A 17,711-nucleotide genomic window follows, 5' to 3' on the forward strand; every position below is an offset into this window, starting at 1 on the left:
AGGCGACGGGTCTGCGGCTGCCGACGACGCTGGTCTTCGACCACCCGACCCCGGCGGCCATCGCACGCCTCCTCCTCGACGAGATCGGCGAGGCCGAGCAGACCGCTACTGCCACCGGCGCCGCCGCGGACACGCACACGAGCCCGCACGAGGACCCGTACGGCAGCACGCAGGGGAGCGGCACGCTGGGCGCGCTCCTGCGCCACGCGCACGCCGCCGGTTCGATCGCCGAGGCCGTGCCGCTGCTGACCGGGGCAGCGCAGTTCCGGCCGACGTTCTCCTCGGCCGCCGAACTGGCCGGCGACGAGTACGTCGTCCAGCTGGCCTCGGGCAGCGGGCGGACGAAGGTCGTCTGCGTGCCGTCCTTCGTGGTCGGTTCGAGCCCGCACCAGTTCATGCGGTTCGCCGACGGCTACGCCGGCGAACGCGACGTGTTCGCCTGCTCGCTGCCCGGGTACCGCGACACCGAGCCCGCGCCCGGATCGTGGGACGCGGCGATCGAGGTGCTCGCCGACTCCATCACCCGGGCGGTCGACGGGGCGCCGTTCGTCCTGGTCGGCTACTCGACCGGCGGCGTCCTCGCGCATTCCCTCGCAGCCCGGTTCGAGGAGGCCGGTGTGCAGCCGGTCGGCGTGGTCATGATCGACACGCCCATGCCGGGTGCCGGGGAGGAGACGAACCGCGTCTTCAGCTCGGTGATGACGCAGATCCTCGGCCGCGAGGCCCTGGCCGGAGCCGTCACCGACACCGACTGGCTGACCATGGGCGCCTACATGCGCCTGCTGGCCGACCACACCCCGGCCCGGATCACCGCGCGGAGCCTGATGATCCGCGCCGACGTGCCGCTGGACGCGGACACCTGGCCGTCCTGGAACGTCGCCGACACCGAGGTGAAGATCGCCGCGGACCACTTCGCCCTCATCGAGGCGGAGGCCGCCGAGACCACTGCGGCCACCCGGCGGTGGCTGCAGGAGCTGGACCTGGAGCAGAACCGATGAACGCGATCCCGAACCCGCGCCCGGATCAGAACCACAGCCAGAACCCGAATCACAACCCGAATCACAACCCGAATCAGAACCAGAACCAGAAGACCGCAGAGGGGACCCACATGACCACCTCCGAGGCGGGCCAGCCGGCCCGTTGCCCCGTCGACCACGGAGCCGCCGCGGCCCCCGTCGTCATCCCCGCCACCGCACTGCCGGGGTCGAAGAAGCACGCCGTGGTCCAGCTGTTCAACTACTGGACCAACCCGCAGGCGTTCATCGAGGGCTGCCGCAAGGAGTACGGCCCCCGCTTCCAGCTCAGCATCCGGCTCCCTCCCCGGCCCGTGTACGTGCTGACCACCCCCGACGACGTCAAGGCCATGTTCACCGCGCCCGCCGACGTGCTGCACACCGGCAACGGCTCGGCGACCATCGAGAAGTACACCGGCCAGTCCGGTCTGGCCTGGCTCGACGAGGACGCGCACAAGGCCCGCCGCAAGGCGATGATGCCCAGCTACCACGGCGGCGCCCTGGAGCGGATCTCGCAGGCCATCACCGAGACGGTCAAGACGGACGTCGCCACCTGGCCGCGGAACACGCCCGTCCAGCTGCATTCGCACATCCACAGCTTCACCATGAACGTCATCCGTGAGGTGATCTACGGCCCCAAGGGGCCGTCGCGCTGGACCGAACTGCACCGCCTCCTCCTGGAGATGATGGAGTTCAACAACGGCCCCGTCTCGCCGATGCTGCTGCACAAGATGCCGGCGCGGATGGTCAAGGTCCTCCGGGCGATCCGGCCGCTGGGGCTGGAGCGCTTCCTCACCCTGCGCGACCAGGTCGACGCACTGGTCTACGAGAGCATCGAGGAGCACCGCGCCGCCGGGTACCGCGGCGACGACCTGCTCTCGGAGCTGCTGGAGATGACGCACCCGGACGGGACGCCGCTCACCGACAGCGAGATCCGCGACGAGATGTCCACGATCTTCCTGGCCGGTACGGAGACGACCGCGGCCGCCATAGCCTGGGCGTTCGTGTACCTCGCCCGCGACAAGGACGTCACCGCGCGGGTGCGCGAGGAGATGGCCCGCGGCGAGGAGACGTACCTCACGGCGGTGGTCAACGAGGTGCTGCGGCTGCGCCCCTCGATCCCGAACATCATCGTCCGCGAGGTCAAGAAGCCCATCGAGATCGGTGGCGTGCGCTACGAGCCGGGCCAGCACCTGTGGGCGAGCGCCTTCCTGCTCAACCGCGACCCGAACCTTTACGAGGACCCGGACGTGTTCCGGCCCGAGCGGTTCCTCGGTGTCAAGCCCGGCACCTACTCGTGGATCCCCTTCGGCGGCGGCCGCATCCGCTGCCTCGGCGACCGGATCGCCCTGCTCGAGATGAAGGCCGTGATCCGCGAGGTGCTCGGCCAGTGCGACCTCCACGTGGGCGAGGGCGAGCCCGAGCGGGCCCGCAGCCGGATCGTGGTGAACGTGCCGTCGGACTTCGCCCGCATGGAGCTGCGCAGCCGCGTCGCAGCCGAGGCCGCCGAGGGGGTCCGCAGGTGAACGCGCTGCTGATGCCCGTCATCGCCGTCCAGGGCATGTGGGTACGAGCCACCACCGAGGTGCTGCCCCCGGCCGCCGGCCCGAACACCGGGACCGTCGGAACGGAGGCGCCCGGTACGCCGATGCGCATTGCCGTACTGGGGGAGTCGACGGCCGCGGGCTGCGGCGTCGACTCCCACGACGAGGGCTTCCCCGGCAGCCTCGCGCGGGTGCTCTCCGACCGGCACGGCTCTCCCGTGACCTGGGAGGTGGTCGGCCAGCACGGTGCCACCGGGCGCCGCGTACGCCACCGGCTGCTCCCGCAGCTCGGTGACGGCTTCGACCTGGCGGTGGTCCTCGCGGGCTCGAACGACGTGCTCGGCCGGCGGACGGCCGAGGAGTGGTCGGACGACCTCGCCGCGATCGTCGACGACCTGGCCGACCGGGCCACGTCGGTCGTGGTCGTGGGGACCCCGCCGTTCGGGGAGTTCCCGTCATTGCCCGGGGCGCTGGCACGCTACTGCGCCGAGCGCTCGGCCGTCATCGACCGGGCGTCCGCGAAGGTCTGCGCCGAGCGGCCGCGGGTGACCTGGATGAACTCGACCGACATCATGCAGATCACCCCGGACTTCTTCGCGCGGGACGGGTTCCACCCGTCGGCCCACGGCTACCGCCTCTGGGCCCAGGCGGTCGCCGACCACCTGAACTCCGACGAGAACTCCGGCCGGCAGCAGCGGTGATCACCGTGACCGAGAGGAAGTCCGCAGCATGACGGCATCCCAGGGCGCGGCGACGGCCAGGAGGGGATGGAGCATCACCGTGCTCCTCCTCGGCGTCTTCGTCTCCTCGCTGGACCTGTTCATCGTCAACATCGCCTTCCCCGACCTGGCGCTGTCGTTCCCGTCGTCGACGCTGAGCAGCCTCTCCTGGGTGCTCAGCGCCTACGCGATCACCTTCGCGGCGTTCCTCGCGCCGGCGGGCCGGTGGGCGGACCAGTCCGGCCGCAAGCGGGCCTACCTGGCGGGTCTCGCGTTGTTCACGCTGGCCTCGCTCGCCTGCGCCGTGGCGCCGTCGCTGGGTGCGCTCGTGGCCGCCCGCGCGCTCCAGGCGATCGGCGGAGCCCTGATGCTGCCGAGCTCGCTCGGTCTGCTGCTCCCGCTGTTCCCGCCGGAACGGCGCGGAGCCGCGGTCGGCCTGTGGTCGGCGATGGGCGGGGCGGCCGCCGCGCTGGGGCCGCCGATCGGCGGACTCCTCGTACAGGCCGGCTGGCAATGGGTGTTCATCGTCAACCTGCCCATCGGGGTGGCCGCGGTCGCCGTCGGTGCGTGGGCGCTGCGCGAGATCCGCGAGGAGTCCAGTACGTCGCCCGACGTCCTGGGTGCGGTCGCCCTCGCGGTGACCGTGGGCGCCCTCGTGGCGGCGATCGTGCAGGGCGAGACGTGGGGCTGGACCAGCGGACGGGTCCTCGGCCTGTTCGCCCTGGGCCTGCTCGGTGCGGCGTTCAGCGCCGTACGGGCGGTGCGTCATCCGGCCCCCGTCATCGAACCGGCGATCCTGCGCATCCGGGCCGTGGCGCTGGCCAACCTCGCGACGATCCTGTTCTTCGCAGGGTTCGGCGCCATGATCCTCGGTTCGGTGCTGTTCCTCACGGACCTGTGGGACCACTCGGTGCTGCGGGCCGGTCTGGAGATCGCCCCGGGCCCGATCATGGCGGCGGTCTGCGCGGTGCCGGGGGGTCTGCTGGCCACCAGGTACGGCAACTACGTGGTGGGCTTCGCGGGCAGTGTCCTCTTCGCCGTGGGCGGCGTCCTGTGGGCGACCGCCACGGCCACGGACGCGGCCTACCTGACCACGTTCCTGCCGGCCGGCATCATCGCCGGCATCGGTTCCGGGCTGGCCCTGCCGAGCCTGTCCGGCGCAGCCACCCTTCCGCTGCCCCCGGAACGCTTCGCCACGGGCACGGCCATGGTCTCCATGTGCCGTCAGATCGGGCTGGCTCTGGGCGCGGCGATCGTGGCGGCGATCGTGGGCGCCCGCCCGGACCTGGGGTCGTTCCACACCATCTGGTTCTTCATGGCCGCCTGCGGCCTGACCGGCGGTCTGGCCCTCCTCGCCATCCGTGACACCACCCGCCGGCCCGCGCCGGCCGAGGCCCCGGCCGCGGAGGGGCAGCCGGCCGTCCGGTGAGGCGCCCCGGGCGCCGTGACCGCCGGCCGGACACGGCCCAGCCCCTGCCCGCCCGGGGCCGGGGCCGGGTCATGCCCAGGTTCATGGCCCGCCGGCCCGAATGAGGGACCCGGCAGCGGGTAGGGGCACATCGGAGGGCCGATCCCGTGACACAGGCAGAGTGGCTCCTGGACTCCGGTGAGCGCGGCAACGCCGCGACGCGCCTGGACCGGCGCCGACCGGACAAGAAGACGTGGTCGCAGGGCAACCACGTCCGGCCCCTGGTCCACGGAGCCACCTACTTCCCCGAGCTGCTCGCGTCGATCCGCGCCCTGCGGGCCGGGGACCTGCTCCTGTTCACCGACTGGCGCGGCGACCACGACGAACGGCTCGACGGACCCGGTACCGAGATCGGCGAGGTCCTGTGCCGGGCGGCCCGCCGGGGCGTCGTCGTCAAAGGACTCCTGTGGCGTTCCCACTGGGACAGCCTGCAGTTCAGCGAGGAGGAGAACCGCCGGCTCGGCGAGGACATCGCGGAAGCGGGCGGCGAATGCCTGCTCGACATGCGCGTGCGCCCCGGCGGATCCCACCATCAGAAGCTGGTCGTGCTGCGCCACCCCGGCCGCCCGGAGCAGGACGTCGCGTACGTCGGAGGCATCGACCTCTGCCACAACCGCAACGACGACGCCACCCACAGCGGTGACCGCCAGTCACTGCCGATGGCCGCCGCCTACGGACCGCACCCGCCCTGGCACGACGTACAGCTCGCCGTGCGCGGCCCGGCCGTCGGCGACCTCGAGGCCGTGTTCCGCGAACGCTGGGAGGACCCGGCACCGCTCAGCCGCAGCCCGTTCTCCTACCTGCGTTCACTGGCCCACGGGGACGACGTCAGCGCGGACCCCCTGCCCCCGCAGCCGCCCGATCCGCCCCCCTGCGGCACGCACACCGTCCAACTGCTGCGGACCTACCCCAACCGGCTGCTGGCCGGCTACCCCTTCGCCCCCGACGGCGAGCGCAGCATCGCCCGGGCCTACCTGAAGGCCCTGGGCCGGGCACGCACGCTGATCTACCTCGAGGACCAGTACCTGTGGTCGCCCCGGGTGGTCGCCGGATTCGCCCAGGCACTGCGCGCCCGTCCCGGGCTGCGGCTGATCGCCGTCATCCCCTCCGTCCCGGAGCAGGACGGCCCTCTCACCCTGCCCATGAACCTGATCGGGCGGATCACCGCCCTGGCGGAACTGCGCCGCGCGGGTGGGGACCGGGTCGCGGTCTACGGCCTGGAGAACCGGGCCGGGACCCCCGTCTACGTCCACGCCAAGGTGTGCGTGATCGACGACGTGTGGGCCTCGGTGGGTTCCGACAACATCAACCTCCGCTCGTGGACCCACGACTCCGAGCTGAGCTGCGCCGTACTGGACGAGGCCGGGGCCTTCGCCCGGGAGCTGCGCCTGGAGCTGATGCGCGAGCACCTGGACGCCCCGGACGCCCTGGACGCCCTGGCCGCGCAGGACGGGCTGCACGACCCCGTGGCCGCTTTCGACGCCTTCGCGCGGACGGCCGCCACGCTGGACGCCTGGTACGACAACGGCCGCCCCGGCCCCCGGCCCCCGGGGCGGCTGCGCCGGTACGTGCCGCAGGACCTGCCCCGGCTGCGGCGGCTGCTCGCGACCCCGCTGCACCACCTGCTGGTCGACCCGGACGGCCGCCCCCTGAGGATGCGGCTGCGCGACACCTTCTGACGCGACACCTTCTGACACGGCTCCTTCCGACCGGGCCCGGTGACGCGGTCCGGTGGGGAACCGCGCTGACCCGATCGGCCCAGGGATCCCCCGACCGGCGGTGCAGGCACGTTGCTTCTTGATCGCCCGGTCGTTGTGCGGGTGCGCGGCAGCCGCCGCGATCGCCCCCGCCGGTGAGAGGGAGTTTCCCCATGCGCGCCGAGATCACCCCGTCCCAGCTGCGGCGCGTCACCCGCCGCATGCTCCTGTCCGGTGCGCTGGCACTCGGGGCGACCGCCGCGTGGCCGCGCGCCACCGCCGCCCGCGCGGCCGCCGCCACGGGCCCGGAGATCATCGGCTGCGATGCGTGGGGCGCGCGCCCGCCCGCCGAACCCGTCGTGGTCCTCGACACGCCCCCGCAGCGGATCATCGTGCACCACACGGCCACCGCCAACGTGGAGGACTACTCCCGCCAGCGTGCGCTCGCCCTGGCGCGGGCCATCCAGAACTACCACATGGACATGCAGGGCTGGATCGACACCGGCCAGCACTTCACCATCAGCCGCGGCGCGTTCGTCACCGAGGGCCGCCACCGGAGTCTGGACGAACTGACCGCGGGCGCCCGGCAAGTCCGTTCGGCGCACTGCGTGGGCCAGAACAACGTCTCCGTGGGCATCGAGAACGAAGGCACCTACACCAGCGTGGAGCCCCCGGCCAAGCAGTACCAGGCCCTGGTCGAGCTCTGCGCGCACATCTGCCGCCGGTACGGGCTGCCCCCGTCGGAGATCCACGGGCACCGCGACTTCAACCAGACCGCCTGCCCCGGCGACCGGCTGTACGCCCTCCTGCCGCGGCTGCGCCAGGACGTCGCCCTCAAGGTGGGCGAGGAGCTGTGGGACACCATCGGCCAGGAGGACCGGGAACGCTGGACCGGCCCCTCCGAGTACCTGCCGGCGGACCTCCTGGAGCAGGCCCTCAGGACGCCGCGCCGCCGCTCGTAGCAAGGGACGGCCCCCGGGCGGTTGCGCCCGGGGGCCGTCGTCGCCCAGGGGGCGCAGGGTCTCCGGAACAAGCGTCTGGAACGGCTCCTTCCCAGGGTGTCGCAGATCATGCCCGGCGGAGGGGTAGCGTCCCCGCTTCAGGGAAGGTGCCAGGAGAACGGAAGGGTGATGCCGGATGCTTTCCGGAGCGGACAACGAGCGCTTCACCGTCGCAGTGCGGACCGTGGACGGAGCGGTCGTGCTCGAGCTGGCGGGCGAGCTGGACCACGACACGGCGCAGCCCCTGCGCGATGCCCTGGACGCGGCGGTCACCCCCGGTGGCCGCCTGCTGGTGGACCTCACGGACCTCGGGTTCTGCGACTCCACCGGACTGAACGTGCTGCTGCACAGCCGGCTCACGGCGCAGGAGGCCGGGGCGGGCCTGGAGCTGGTCGGCCTCCGTGGCCCCGTCGCCAGGATGTTCCGCATCACCGGCGCCGACGGGGTGTTCCCCGTGCACGCCGACATGGCGGGTGCGCTGTCCGGACCGGGAGGACCGCCCGGCACGGTTCCGACCTGAGCCGGGTGCGTGGACCCGCGGGGATCGGGCACGCGGGGGGCACGGAGACGGACACGCACGGAGACGGACACGGCGGACAGGACACGGCGGATGGCGGACGCGGACATGAGAGACCCCGACACCCGGATAGCTGGACACCTGGAAACGCGGACACGACTCCGCGCCGACACGAGGAGCCTGAGCGTCATGGAGCAGCGGGGGTCACCCGACCGGACCTGGTACCTGGTGCTGGACGGGGCCACCGATGTCGTGACGCGCAGCCGGGAGTTCACCCGCAAGGCGCTCACCGCCTGGCGCTGGCTGCCGGCCGCGAAGCCGGACGACCGCGAGGCCGCCGAGGACGTGCTCCTGCTGGTGTCAGAGGTGGTGGCCAACGCCTGCCTGCACGGCGGCGGGCCGGGTGCCTTGCTGCTGGACTGTACCGAGGAGCGGCTGCGGATCGAGGTCACCGACGGGAACCCGGCGCCGCCGGTGCCGCTTCGGGACCGGGCGGCCCGGCCGCCCGGTCTGCCGGGCGGACACGGGCTCCTGATCGTCGAACGGCTGTCGCGCAGCTGGGGATCGCGGCCCTGGGCGAACGGCAAGTGCGTCTGGGTGGAGGTGCCCTGCCCGTACCCGGTGCGCCAGGCATGGGCCGCGACGTGACCTCGCCGGGCTAGGCCGTCTCTTTCGGATCTTGCCGGGTCCGCGCCGCCCGGTGCCGTGCCTCGCCGCACTGCGGGCAACCGAGTACGTCCAGTACACGGCAGCCCCGGCAGCACGCCGAGGCACGGCACCGGACGACGCGGACCTGACCGACCAGATCCGAAAGAGACGAACCTAGGGCGTGTCGGGCCGTTCGTATCGCAGCTCGACCACGCCGTTGCCGAAGGCCCGGGTGCCTTCGAGGCGCAGCGGGGTGCGGGAGTCGGTCAGCGGGAAGAGGGGCTTGCCGCGGCCGATGAGGACCGGATGGACGTAGATCAGGTACGCGTCCACCAGGTCGTGGCGCAGGAAGGCGGCGGCGAGGTCCGCCCCGCCCAGGCCCAGGTCGCCGCCGGGAGCCGCCTTGAGGGCGGCGACCTCCTCGGGCACGACGTCGCGGAAGAGGGTGGCGTTGGGGCCGACCCGCTCCAGCGTGCGTGAGTAGACGAACTTGGGGGTGTCCCGCCAGATGGCCGCGAACTCGGTCATGGGCCCGTCGGCCGTCGGATCCTCGTCGGCGGTCGGCCAGAAGCCCTCCATCAGCTCGTACGCCACACGGCCTTCGAGGAAGCCGCCCATCGCACGGGTCACGTCGTTGAAGTGCTGGTGCAGCTCGTCGTCGACCACGTGCCAGTCAATCTGCCGCTCGGGCCCTTCGATGTAACCGTCGAGGGACACCGACATCATCAGAACGATCTTCCGCATACCGGTCGACGCTACCGCGCCGACATACTGATCGTCGTGAAGAGCGAAGACGACAGCGCTGAGAACACCGTCCTGTGCGAGATCCGGGGCCGTGCGGGGGTCATCACCCTCAACCGGCCCAGGGCCCTGAACGCCCTCACCCACGCGATGGTGCGGCGGATCGACGAGGCCCTCACCGCCTGGGAGCACGACCGCGGCGTACAGCAGGTCCTCGTCCGCGGGGCCGGTGAGCGCGGGCTGTGCGCGGGCGGTGACATCCGTGCGATCCACGACGACGCGAAGGCCGGCGGCAGCGCCTCGGCGGAGTTCTGGCGCGACGAGTACCGCCTCAACGCGCGGATCGCCCGCTATCCCAAGCCGTACGTGGCTCTCATGGACGGCATCGTGATGGGCGGCGGGGTGGGGATCTCGGCCCACGGCAGCGTCCGGATCGTCACCGAACGCTCCCGCGTCGCCATGCCCGAGACCGGCATCGGCTTCGTCCCCGACGTCGGCGGCACCTACCTGCTCGCCCGGGCGCCCGGTGAACTGGGCACCCACCTGGCCCTGACGGGGACCGCGGTCGGGGCGGCGGACGCGCTGCTGTGCGGCCTGGCCGACCACTTCGTACCCTCGGCCGCGCTGGCGGAGCTCACCGATGCCCTGGCCGCGGCCCCTGCCCACGAGGTGCTGGCGCAGTACGCCACCGGGCCCGGGTCCGGTGAACTCGCCGCCCGGCGGCCCTGGATCGACGCCTGCTACGCGGCGGACACCGTCGAGGAGATCGTGGCCCGGCTCCTCGACCACGGCGACCCGGCTGCGAAGGAGGCCGCGGGGACGGTCCTGGCGAAGTCCCCGACCGCGCTCAAGATCACCCTCGCCGCGCTGCGCCGGGCCGCGGGCCCGGGGACGCTGGAGGCGGTGCTGGCCCAGGAGTTCCGGGTGTCCTGCCACGCACTGTCCCTGCCGGACCTGGTGGAGGGCATCCGGGCCCAGGTCGTCGACAAGGACCGCATCCCGCACTGGTCCCCGCCGTCCCTGGAGGCCGTCACGCAAGCCGAGGTGCGGCGCTTCTTCGCCCCCCTGCCCGAGGACCACGAACTGACCTTCCCGCAGGCGTAGTCACCCGGGACGGGGGGCGGGGCGGGGCTACTGGCCCACGTACGTGCGCAGGTGGCGGGCCGTCAGGGTGTCGGCGGTGGACACCAGGGCTGCCGGAGTGCCCTCGAAGACGACCTCGCCGCCGGCGTGGCCGCCCGCCGGGCCGATGTCGATCAGCCAGTCGGCGTGCGCCATCACCGCCTGGTGGTGCTCGATGACGATCACCGAGTTGCCGTCGTCCACGAGCCGGTCCAGCAGGGCCAGGAGCTTGTCCACATCGGCCATGTGCAGCCCGGTCGTCGGCTCGTCCAGGATGTAGGTGGAGGACTTCTCGGCCATGCTGATGGCCAGCTTCAGGCGCTGCCGTTCGCCGCCCGACAGGGTGTTGAGCGGCTGCCCGAGCCGGAGGTAGCCCAGCCCCACGTCGGCGAGCCGGCCCAGGATCGCCCGGGCCTGGCCGGTGGTGAAGAAGGCGTGGGCCTCCGTCACCGGCATGTCCAGCACCTCGCTGATGTTCTTGTCGCGGAGCCGGTACGCCAGTACCTCCGGCGTGAAGCGCTTGCCCTCGCACTCCTCGCAGACCGAGGCCACCCCGGCCATCATGGCCAGGTCGGTGTAGACCAGCCCGAGGCCGTTGCAGTTCGGGCAGGCGCCCTCCGAATTGGCGCTGAACAGGGCCGCCTTGACCCCGTTGGCCTTGGCGAAGGCGGTGCGGATCGGGTTCAGCAGGCCGGTGTACGTCGCCGGGTTGGAGCGGCGCGAGCCGCGGATCGGGGACTGGTCGGCCACCACCACCCCGTCCTGCCCGGCCAGGTACCCGTGGATCAGCGAGCTCTTGCCGGAGCCCGCGACCCCGGTCACCACCGTCAGCACCCCCAGCGGCACCTCCACGCTGACGTCCTTCAGGTTGTGCAGGTCGGCGCCCTTGACGGACAGGTGGCCGCGCGGGGTGCGCACCGACTCCCGCAGCTGCGCCCGGTGTTCGAGGTGGCGTCCGGTGAGCGTGCCGGAGGTGCGCAGCCCGGCCACGTCCCCGCTGTAGCAGAGCTGCCCGCCGGCCGTGCCCGCGCCGGGGCCGAGGTCCACGACGTGGTCGGCGATCGCGATGACCTCGGGCTTGTGCTCGACGACCAGCACCGTGTTGCCCTTGTCGCGCAGCCGCAGCAGGAGGTCGTTCATGCGCTGGACGTCGTGCGGGTGCAGGCCGGTGGTCGGCTCGTCGAAGACGTACGTGATGTCCGTGAGCGAGGAGCCGAGGTGGCGGACCATCTTGACGCGCTGGGCCTCGCCGCCGGAGAGGGTGCCGGAGGGCCGGTCCAGGCTGAGGTAGCCGAGGCCGATCTCGACGAGGGAATCGAGCAGGTCGCGGAGGTTGCCGAGCAGGGGGGCCACGCCCGGGTCGTCGATCCGGCGGACGAAGGCGGCCAGGTCGCTGATCTGCATCGACGAGCAGTCGGCGATGTTCACCCCGTCGATGCGGGAGGACAGCGCGGCGGCGGAGAGCCGGGTGCCGCCGCAGTCCGGGCAGTCGGCGAAGACCACGGCCCGGTCCACGAAGGCCTTGATGTGGGACTGCATGGACTCGCGGTCCTTGGCCAGGTACGTCCGGCTGATCTTGGTGATCAGGCCCTCGTAGGTGAAGTTGTTGGATCCGACCTTCACCTTCACCGGGGTCTTGTGCAGGAAGTCGGCCCACTCCTGCTCGGTGAAGTCCTTGAGCTTGGTGTCGGGGGAGTAGAAGCCGGAGTTCGCCATGACCTGCCAGTACCAGGAGTCCACGGCGAAGCCCGGGACCGTGATCGCGCCCTCGTTGAGGGAGAGTTCGCGGTCCACCAGCTGGTCCACGTCGATGTCGGAGACCTGGCCGATGCCCTCGCAGCGCGGGCACATGCCGTCGGGCGCGTTGAAGCTGAAGGCCGTGGACGTGCCGACGTGGGGGGTGCCGAGGCGGGAGAAGATGATCCGCAGCATGGTGTAGGCATCGGTGGCGGTGCCCACCGTGGAACGGGAGTTGGCGCCCATCCGCTCCTGGTCGACCACGATGGCGGCGCTCAGGTTGTGCAGACCGTCCACGTCGGGCCGGCCCAGGCTCGGCATGAACGACTGGATGAAGGCGGTGTACGTCTCGTTGATCATGCGCTGGGACTCGGCGGCGATGGTGCCGAACACCAGGGAGGACTTGCCGGAGCCGGAGACCCCGGTGAAGACGGTGAGGCGGCGCTTGGGGATGTCGAGGGAGATGTCCGCGAGGTTGTTCTCCCTCGCTCCGCGGACCTGGATGACCTGGTGACCGTCGGCGGCGGCGTTGGGGATCGTCATCTGCTGCTTCCTCACTTGTCTTCGGTGGCGGTGACCCAGTCGACCAGCTGGATGGTCACGCCGTTCGGGTCGGCGACCTGGAAGAGGCGTTCGCCCCAGGGTTCCTCGCGCAGCTCCATCGTGACGGTGACGCCCTCGGTGCGCAGGCGCTCGTACTCGCCGGGGAGGTCGGCCACGGTGAAGGCGAGGATCAGCCCGGACGCGTGCTGGTCGCGCAGGCCTTCGGGCAGGACCTCGATGCCGCGCCGCAGGAAGATCACCTGGGGGCCGTCGGGGTGGGTCAGCGAGGCGAAGCCGTCGGCGGCCATGGTCTCGGCGTAGCCGAAGTGGGCGGCCAGGAAGGCGGCGGAGGCGGGGACGTCGTCGACGGTCAGGGATATCGCGGTACTGGCGATGTGCACGGAACTCCTCGCGGTGGCGGCGTCTCGGGCTTACATTATACATAGTACTCTATACGGTGTAGCTAGTTTCGATGGAAGGGGTCGGCATGGCGAAGGACCGGAGCGGGGCGGGCGATCCCGTCCGCACGCTGGAGCTGCTGTGGCGGGAGCCGGGGCACGAGGCCGGCCGGACCGGGCGGCGCGGACCGCGCCAGGGCCTCAGCGTGGACGCCGTCGTCCGCGCCGCGACCGGGCTGGCCGACGAGGAGGGGCTGGCGGCGCTGACCATGCGGGCGCTCGCCCAGCGGCTCGGCGTCACCCCGATGACCCTCTACACCTACGTCCCGGGCAAGGCCGAGCTGCTCGACCTGATGCTCGACGAGGTGTACCGGTACATGGACCGCCGGGAGGCTCCCGCCGGGGAGTCCTGGCAGGCGAAGGTCACCCGCGTCGCCGACGACAATCGCGACCTGGTCGGGCGCCACCCGTGGCTCGCGGACCTGTCCGTCACCCGCCCGCCCCTCGGGCCCGGGGTGATCGCGAAGTACGACTACGAGCTGGCCGCCTTCGACGGCATCGGCCTCACCGACCCCGAGATGGACGCCGCCCTCACCCACCTGCTGGGCTTCGTCCACGCCAACGTCCTGGCCGCGGCCGACGCCGCCGACCACAACAGCCGCCAGAGCGACGAGGAGTGGTGGGCGGTCAGCGCACCGCTGCTGGAGCAGGCCATGGACCCCGGGCGCTACCCGCTCGGCGTCCGCGTCGGCAGCGCGGTCGGCGCCTACGACCCCCAGGCGGTCTGGGACTTCGGCCTCCAGTGCATCCTGGACGGCCTGGCCCGCCTGATCGACTCCCGGCACACACTGGCCGCGTCCGACGTGCCGGACGCACCGGACGCGCCCTGACTCCAGGGCGGGTCTGTACAACCCGCCCTCCAGGCCCCAGTGTTGACGGCGTCCCGTCCGCGACGTCAGGAGAACGGGCTTGCAGCGCCACGATTCCCACGACCCCCACGTGATCGACCCGGCCGGAGGCTGCCCGCACGACCTCAACGCACGGCTGCGCGCCCGGGGAGCCGTGGCGGAGGTCGTGCTGCCCGGCGGGGTCCCCGGTGCGGTCGTCCTGGGCCACGAGGGCCTGAAGGAGTTCCTGGCCCACCCCGACGTGGCCAAGGACCCCCGGCACTGCCCGGCCCTGCACGACGGCAGCATCCCCCGGGACTGGCCGCTGCGGGTCTTCACCAACGCCCAGGGGATGCACACCGCCGACGAGGCCGAGCACCGCAGGCTCCGCGCGCTGGTCGGCAAGGCCTTCACCGCCCGCCAGGTGGAACGGCTGCGCCCGCGCGTCGAGGAACTGTCCGCCGCCCTGCTCGACGGCCTCGGCCGGGCCGCGGCCGCGGCCCCCGACGGGGTCGCCGACCTGCGCACCCACTTCGCGCTCCCGCTCCCGATGAGCGTCATCTGCGAGCTGCTCGGCGTGGACCCCGCACACCGCGGGCGGCTGCACCAGCTGTCCAACACGGTGATCGTCGCGACCGACACCACCCCGGCCGAGAAGACGGCCGCCGTACGCGAACTGGTCGAGCTCATGGGCACGATCGCCGCCACGCGCCGCGAACACCCCGGCGAGGACCTCACCAGTGCGCTGATCGCCGCCCGCGAGGGCGACGGCGACCGGCTCAGCGAGGCCGAACTCATCGGCACTCTGCGGCTGATGCTCGTCGCGGGCCACGAGACCGCCCTCAACCTCATCAGCAACGCCGTCCGCGCCCTGTGCACCCACCGCGACCAGCTCGCCCTCGTCCTCGAAGGGAAGGCCGGCTGGTCGGACGTGGTGGACGAGACCCTGCGCTGGGACGGCCCGGTCAGCTGGTTCCCCTTCCGCTACCCCACCCGCGACCTGACCGTCGACGGCACCGTCATCCCGCGCGGCACCCCGGTCCTCGCCGGGTACACGGCGGCCGGGCGCGACGAGTCGGTCCACGGCCCGGACGCGGACCGCTTCGACATCACCCGCCCCACGGCCGCCCGCCACCTGTCCTTCGGCCACGGTGCGCACTACTGCGTGGGCGCCCCGCTGGCCCGCCTGGAGGCCACCATCGCCCTGGAGCAGCTCTTCACCCGCTTCCCCGACCTCGACCTGGCGGTCCCCGAGGCCGCTCTCCCGTACCAGCGCAGCTTCATCGGCAACAGCGTCGCGGCCCTGCCGGTGCGTCCCGTACGGAGCTGAGCGCGGCGGGGGTCAGCCCGTGCCCGGCGGGGCGATCTCCGCGCTCAGCCAGCCCAGCGCGTCCGGGTACATCCCGATCCAGGTCTGGAAGTTGTGCCCGCCGGCCGGCCGCACCAGCGTCTTCACCCGGACGCCGGTGCCCGTCGCGGCCGCGGCGAAGTCCGTCAGCTGCTGCGGCGGGCTGTCCTTGTCCTGCGCGGACGTGGCCAGGAACAGCCCGACGTCCGCGTCCTGTGCGTGCGCCACCAGCCACATCGGGCTGTTGCGCTCGCGCAGGGTCCGGTCCGCCAGGACCTCCGGGTCGCCCGTGAGCGGGTCCGGGTCCAGGGCGGCGCCCGCCCGGAACACCTTCGGGTACTGCAAGGGCAGTTTCGCCGCGCAGAACCCGCCGGTGGAGATGCCCATCAGCCCCCAGCCCGCGGGGGAGGGCAGCGTACGGAAGTTCCGCGCGACGAGTTCCGGCACGTCCTGCGCGAGCCAGTCGGCGACCTTGCGCTGCGGGGTGTTGCTGCAGTCGGTGTTCACCCCGCCCGGATTGATCTCCGGGATCACCACGACGAACGGGTGCGCCCCGCCCCGCTGCACCAGCCGCGTCAGCTGCCCGGGCATGTCGCCGAGGTCGATCCACGTCCGCGGAGAGCCCGGATAGCCGTGCAGCAGGATCAGCACCGGGAACCGGGTCCGCTCCGCGCCCGGGGCGTCGTACTCCGGGGGAGTCCAGACCGTCACCTGGCCGGCGAGCTTCGAATGGGAGCCGCGGAAGTAGGTGCTCCTGGTGCCGTCCCCGCCCGCGGTGAACCGCGCCCGGCCCACCGGCGGGCCGGTCATCGCCCCGGCCTGCCGTCCGGCATCGGTGCCCAGCAGGTCGTCCCAGGAGGAGTAGAGCCCGTAGCTGCCGTTGATCCAGGTGGCCACCACGCAGATGGCGGTGAGCTGGCACAGCCCGATCATCAGCACGCGCGCCGGCCACCGCACCCACGCGGGCCCGGGGACGCGGTTCCACAGGAGCAGCGCGGCGAGCACGGCCAGGACGGTGACGGCGACGAGGGCGACGAGGAACGACGTACTGGTCAGCTCCACGGCGTCGGCTCCTGTCGGGACGGGACCATCCGCGCGGGATGTCCGTTTGTTCTGGTGCTCCCGTCAATGTAGGGCGCGTTCCGCCGCCGGGGGCGGCGGCGGGCTCCGTGTCGGATCAGGGTGCGCTGATCCGCCACGCAGGGTCCGGACGCCCCTGTCGGGCGCGCAGGGTCAGGAGCTGCCCGCCCGGGCCGCCGCGCGGGCCGACGTACGGCGCCGGGTACGGTCGATCATGCGCAGTCCGCGGTCGTCGCCGAGGGCGCGCAGTGCCTGGAGGGCCTTGGCCTCGCGGCCGCCGCGGATGCCGCCGAGCACCGCGAAGAGCGTGCCGTCACCCTCGGCGACCGCGGCCATCCCGCCGACCACGTGCCGGCTCTGCATCAGGCAGTAGCCGGGCTGGAGCAGCACCTCGAACCTGGCCCGGTAGCCCAGCGGCCCGTGGGCCCAGCCCTGGCCGCGCTCCGGGGCGCCCGGCCGGAAGCCGGGGACCATGCGGAACGCCTGGATGGTCGGCACGAGGTGGGGGAGTTCGCCCTCCAGGTCGCTCGCCACGTCCCACACCTCGTCGAGGGGGGCGTCGATGTACTCCTGCGCGTACATGACGGCGCCCAGTCCGGCAGCCATGATCCGCAGTCGCCGGACGGGGTCGAGTGGGGCCGTGGGCCAGCCGGTGGTCATCGCGTCCACGCCTTCCGAAAGCTGTTGCGGGCGCGGTGGAGTCTGGACTTCACCGTGCCACAGGGAATGTTCAGGACCTCGCTCGCCGCCCGTTCGTCCAGGCCTTCGAGCTCGCGCAGGGTCAGGACCGCCCGGTGTTCGGACGACATCCGGCGCAGTACGTCGTGCACGTCGCAGACCAGCTCCGCGCTGCGGGAGACGGGTACGTCGTCGAACTCGCCCCACGGGGTCTCCCGTTGGGCGCGCCGGGCGACGCGCACGGCTTCGCGTACGGTGATGGTGCGGACCCAGCCGTACAGGGCCGTCGGGTCCTTGAGGCGGGGCAGGCCCTGGAAGACGGCGATCAGGGACTCCTGGACCGCGTCGGCGCTGTCCGTCAGGGCGATCGGGCGGCACAGCCGGCTGACGTAGGGGGTCAGCAGGGTGAGGAGGTCGTTGACGGCCAGGGCATCGCCCGACTGGGCGGCCCGCACCAGCCGGGCGGCGGCTTCCCAGGGGTCCGGATCCGGCTCCCACGGCCGTCCGGTGTCCAGCTCGTGCAGCTGGACACGTGCGTCGGCTGTTCTCATGCGCCGTTCTCCTCCCTCG

The 17,711-nt window shown here is 72.4% G+C and carries 17 protein-coding genes; 11 read left to right on the top strand and 6 right to left on the bottom strand.

The window, feature by feature from the left end; genetic code table 11:
* The 8 genes from IO30_RS0115345 to IO30_RS0115380 form a co-directional block, all read left to right on the top strand.
* Positions 1-998: alpha/beta fold hydrolase (locus IO30_RS0115345; protein ID WP_031143267.1), on the top strand; the 998-nt coding region annotated here is incomplete at its 5' end.
* A gap of 110 nt (positions 999-1,108) precedes the next feature.
* Entirely contained in the window at positions 1,109-2,539 is a 1,431-nt protein-coding gene (locus tag IO30_RS0115350; protein ID WP_157853315.1) for a cytochrome P450, read from the top strand.
* Positions 2,536-3,258 (top strand): SGNH/GDSL hydrolase family protein, encoded by a 723-nt coding sequence (locus IO30_RS0115355; RefSeq protein WP_051859402.1) that lies wholly within the window; start codon positions 2,536-2,538, stop codon positions 3,256-3,258. The genes IO30_RS0115350 and IO30_RS0115355 overlap by 4 nt, the downstream gene beginning before the upstream one ends.
* 28 nt (positions 3,259-3,286) lie before the next feature.
* Positions 3,287-4,705, top strand: a complete 1,419-nt coding sequence (locus tag IO30_RS0115360; RefSeq protein WP_078904718.1) for an MFS transporter — start codon at positions 3,287-3,289, stop codon at positions 4,703-4,705.
* A 146-nt stretch (positions 4,706-4,851) separates the two neighbouring features.
* Positions 4,852-6,423 (top strand): phospholipase D family protein, encoded by a 1,572-nt coding sequence (locus IO30_RS0115365; RefSeq protein WP_031143275.1) that lies wholly within the window; start codon positions 4,852-4,854, stop codon positions 6,421-6,423.
* Between the two features lie 191 nt (positions 6,424-6,614).
* Positions 6,615-7,403 carry a peptidoglycan recognition protein family protein gene (locus tag IO30_RS0115370; RefSeq protein WP_051859400.1) on the top strand — a complete coding sequence of 263 codons (789 nt, stop codon included), beginning with the start codon at positions 6,615-6,617 and terminating at the stop codon, positions 7,401-7,403.
* Positions 7,404-7,578: 175 nt separating this feature from the next.
* A complete protein-coding gene (locus IO30_RS0115375; RefSeq protein ID WP_031143279.1) occupies positions 7,579-7,962 on the top strand; it encodes an STAS domain-containing protein in 384 nt (127 codons plus the stop codon).
* A 186-nt stretch (positions 7,963-8,148) separates the two neighbouring features.
* Complete coding sequence (locus tag IO30_RS0115380) at positions 8,149-8,607, top strand: ATP-binding protein (RefSeq protein WP_051859399.1); 459 nt, start codon at positions 8,149-8,151, stop codon at positions 8,605-8,607.
* A 174-nt stretch (positions 8,608-8,781) separates the two neighbouring features.
* Here IO30_RS0115380 and IO30_RS0115385 read toward each other — a convergent pair whose 3' ends face one another.
* Positions 8,782-9,351, bottom strand: coding sequence for a dihydrofolate reductase family protein (locus tag IO30_RS0115385; RefSeq protein ID WP_031143283.1), 570 nt, complete (start codon positions 9,349-9,351; stop codon positions 8,782-8,784).
* Between the two features lie 36 nt (positions 9,352-9,387).
* On the opposite strand from IO30_RS0115385, the gene IO30_RS0115390 reads away from it, so the two are divergent.
* The gene (locus IO30_RS0115390) at positions 9,388-10,452 is read left to right on the top strand and encodes an enoyl-CoA hydratase/isomerase family protein (RefSeq protein ID WP_031143285.1); all 1,065 of its coding nucleotides are present in this window, start codon (positions 9,388-9,390) and stop codon (positions 10,450-10,452) included.
* 27 nt (positions 10,453-10,479) lie between these two features.
* On the opposite strand, the gene IO30_RS0115395 is transcribed toward IO30_RS0115390, so the two are convergent.
* Both IO30_RS0115395 and IO30_RS0115400 read right to left on the bottom strand, forming a co-directional pair.
* On the bottom strand, positions 10,480-12,750 hold the full coding sequence (locus IO30_RS0115395; RefSeq protein ID WP_031143286.1) for an ATP-binding cassette domain-containing protein: 2,271 nt from the start codon (positions 12,748-12,750) through the stop codon (positions 10,480-10,482).
* 11 nt (positions 12,751-12,761) lie between these two features.
* A complete protein-coding gene (locus IO30_RS0115400) occupies positions 12,762-13,151 on the bottom strand; it encodes a VOC family protein (protein ID WP_031143288.1) in 390 nt (129 codons plus the stop codon).
* Between the two features lie 86 nt (positions 13,152-13,237).
* Here IO30_RS0115400 and IO30_RS0115405 point away from each other — a divergent pair, with 86 nt between their 5' ends.
* Both IO30_RS0115405 and IO30_RS0115410 read left to right on the top strand, forming a co-directional pair.
* Positions 13,238-14,038, top strand: a complete 801-nt coding sequence (locus tag IO30_RS0115405; RefSeq protein WP_031143290.1) for a TetR/AcrR family transcriptional regulator C-terminal domain-containing protein — start codon at positions 13,238-13,240, stop codon at positions 14,036-14,038.
* Positions 14,039-14,117: 79 nt separating this feature from the next.
* Positions 14,118-15,365 (top strand): cytochrome P450 family protein, encoded by a 1,248-nt coding sequence (locus IO30_RS0115410; RefSeq protein ID WP_031143292.1) that lies wholly within the window; start codon positions 14,118-14,120, stop codon positions 15,363-15,365.
* 12 nt (positions 15,366-15,377) lie between these two features.
* Here IO30_RS0115410 and IO30_RS0115415 read toward each other — a convergent pair whose 3' ends face one another.
* From IO30_RS0115415 to IO30_RS0115425, 3 genes are all read right to left on the bottom strand, one after another.
* The gene (locus tag IO30_RS0115415; RefSeq protein ID WP_031143294.1) at positions 15,378-16,445 is read right to left on the bottom strand and encodes an alpha/beta hydrolase; all 1,068 of its coding nucleotides are present in this window, start codon (positions 16,443-16,445) and stop codon (positions 15,378-15,380) included.
* Between the two features lie 171 nt (positions 16,446-16,616).
* The gene (locus IO30_RS45440) at positions 16,617-17,123 is read right to left on the bottom strand and encodes an SRPBCC family protein (RefSeq protein WP_157853317.1); all 507 of its coding nucleotides are present in this window, start codon (positions 17,121-17,123) and stop codon (positions 16,617-16,619) included.
* The gene (locus IO30_RS0115425) at positions 17,120-17,692 is read right to left on the bottom strand and encodes an RNA polymerase sigma factor (RefSeq protein ID WP_078904085.1); all 573 of its coding nucleotides are present in this window, start codon (positions 17,690-17,692) and stop codon (positions 17,120-17,122) included. The genes IO30_RS45440 and IO30_RS0115425 overlap by 4 nt, the downstream gene beginning before the upstream one ends.
* Positions 17,693-17,711 lie beyond the last annotated feature (19 nt).

Origin of the sequence: Streptomyces xanthophaeus, from assembly GCF_000725805.1 — a bacterium.
GTDB lineage: Bacteria > Actinomycetota > Actinomycetes > Streptomycetales > Streptomycetaceae > Streptomyces > Streptomyces xanthophaeus.

Excerpts from the sequence above, each read along its gene's own strand:
- IO30_RS0115375 (WP_031143279.1), top strand. The coding sequence starts at position 7,579 with ATGCTTTCCGGAGCGGACAACGAGCGCTTCACCGTCGCAGTGCGGACC.
- IO30_RS0115370 (WP_051859400.1), top strand. The coding sequence starts at position 6,615 with ATGCGCGCCGAGATCACCCCGTCCCAGCTGCGGCGCGTCACCCGCCGC.
- IO30_RS0115350 (WP_157853315.1), top strand. The coding sequence starts at position 1,109 with ATGACCACCTCCGAGGCGGGCCAGCCGGCCCGTTGCCCCGTCGACCAC.
- IO30_RS0115360 (WP_078904718.1), top strand. The coding sequence starts at position 3,287 with ATGACGGCATCCCAGGGCGCGGCGACGGCCAGGAGGGGATGGAGCATC.
- IO30_RS45440 (WP_157853317.1), bottom strand. The coding sequence starts at position 17,123 with ATGACCACCGGCTGGCCCACGGCCCCACTCGACCCCGTCCGGCGACTG.
- IO30_RS0115405 (WP_031143290.1), top strand. The coding sequence starts at position 13,238 with ATGGCGAAGGACCGGAGCGGGGCGGGCGATCCCGTCCGCACGCTGGAG.
- IO30_RS0115380 (WP_051859399.1), top strand. The coding sequence starts at position 8,149 with ATGGAGCAGCGGGGGTCACCCGACCGGACCTGGTACCTGGTGCTGGAC.
- IO30_RS0115395 (WP_031143286.1), bottom strand. The coding sequence starts at position 12,750 with ATGACGATCCCCAACGCCGCCGCCGACGGTCACCAGGTCATCCAGGTC.
- IO30_RS0115385 (WP_031143283.1), bottom strand. The coding sequence starts at position 9,351 with ATGCGGAAGATCGTTCTGATGATGTCGGTGTCCCTCGACGGTTACATC.
- IO30_RS0115425 (WP_078904085.1), bottom strand. The coding sequence starts at position 17,692 with ATGAGAACAGCCGACGCACGTGTCCAGCTGCACGAGCTGGACACCGGA.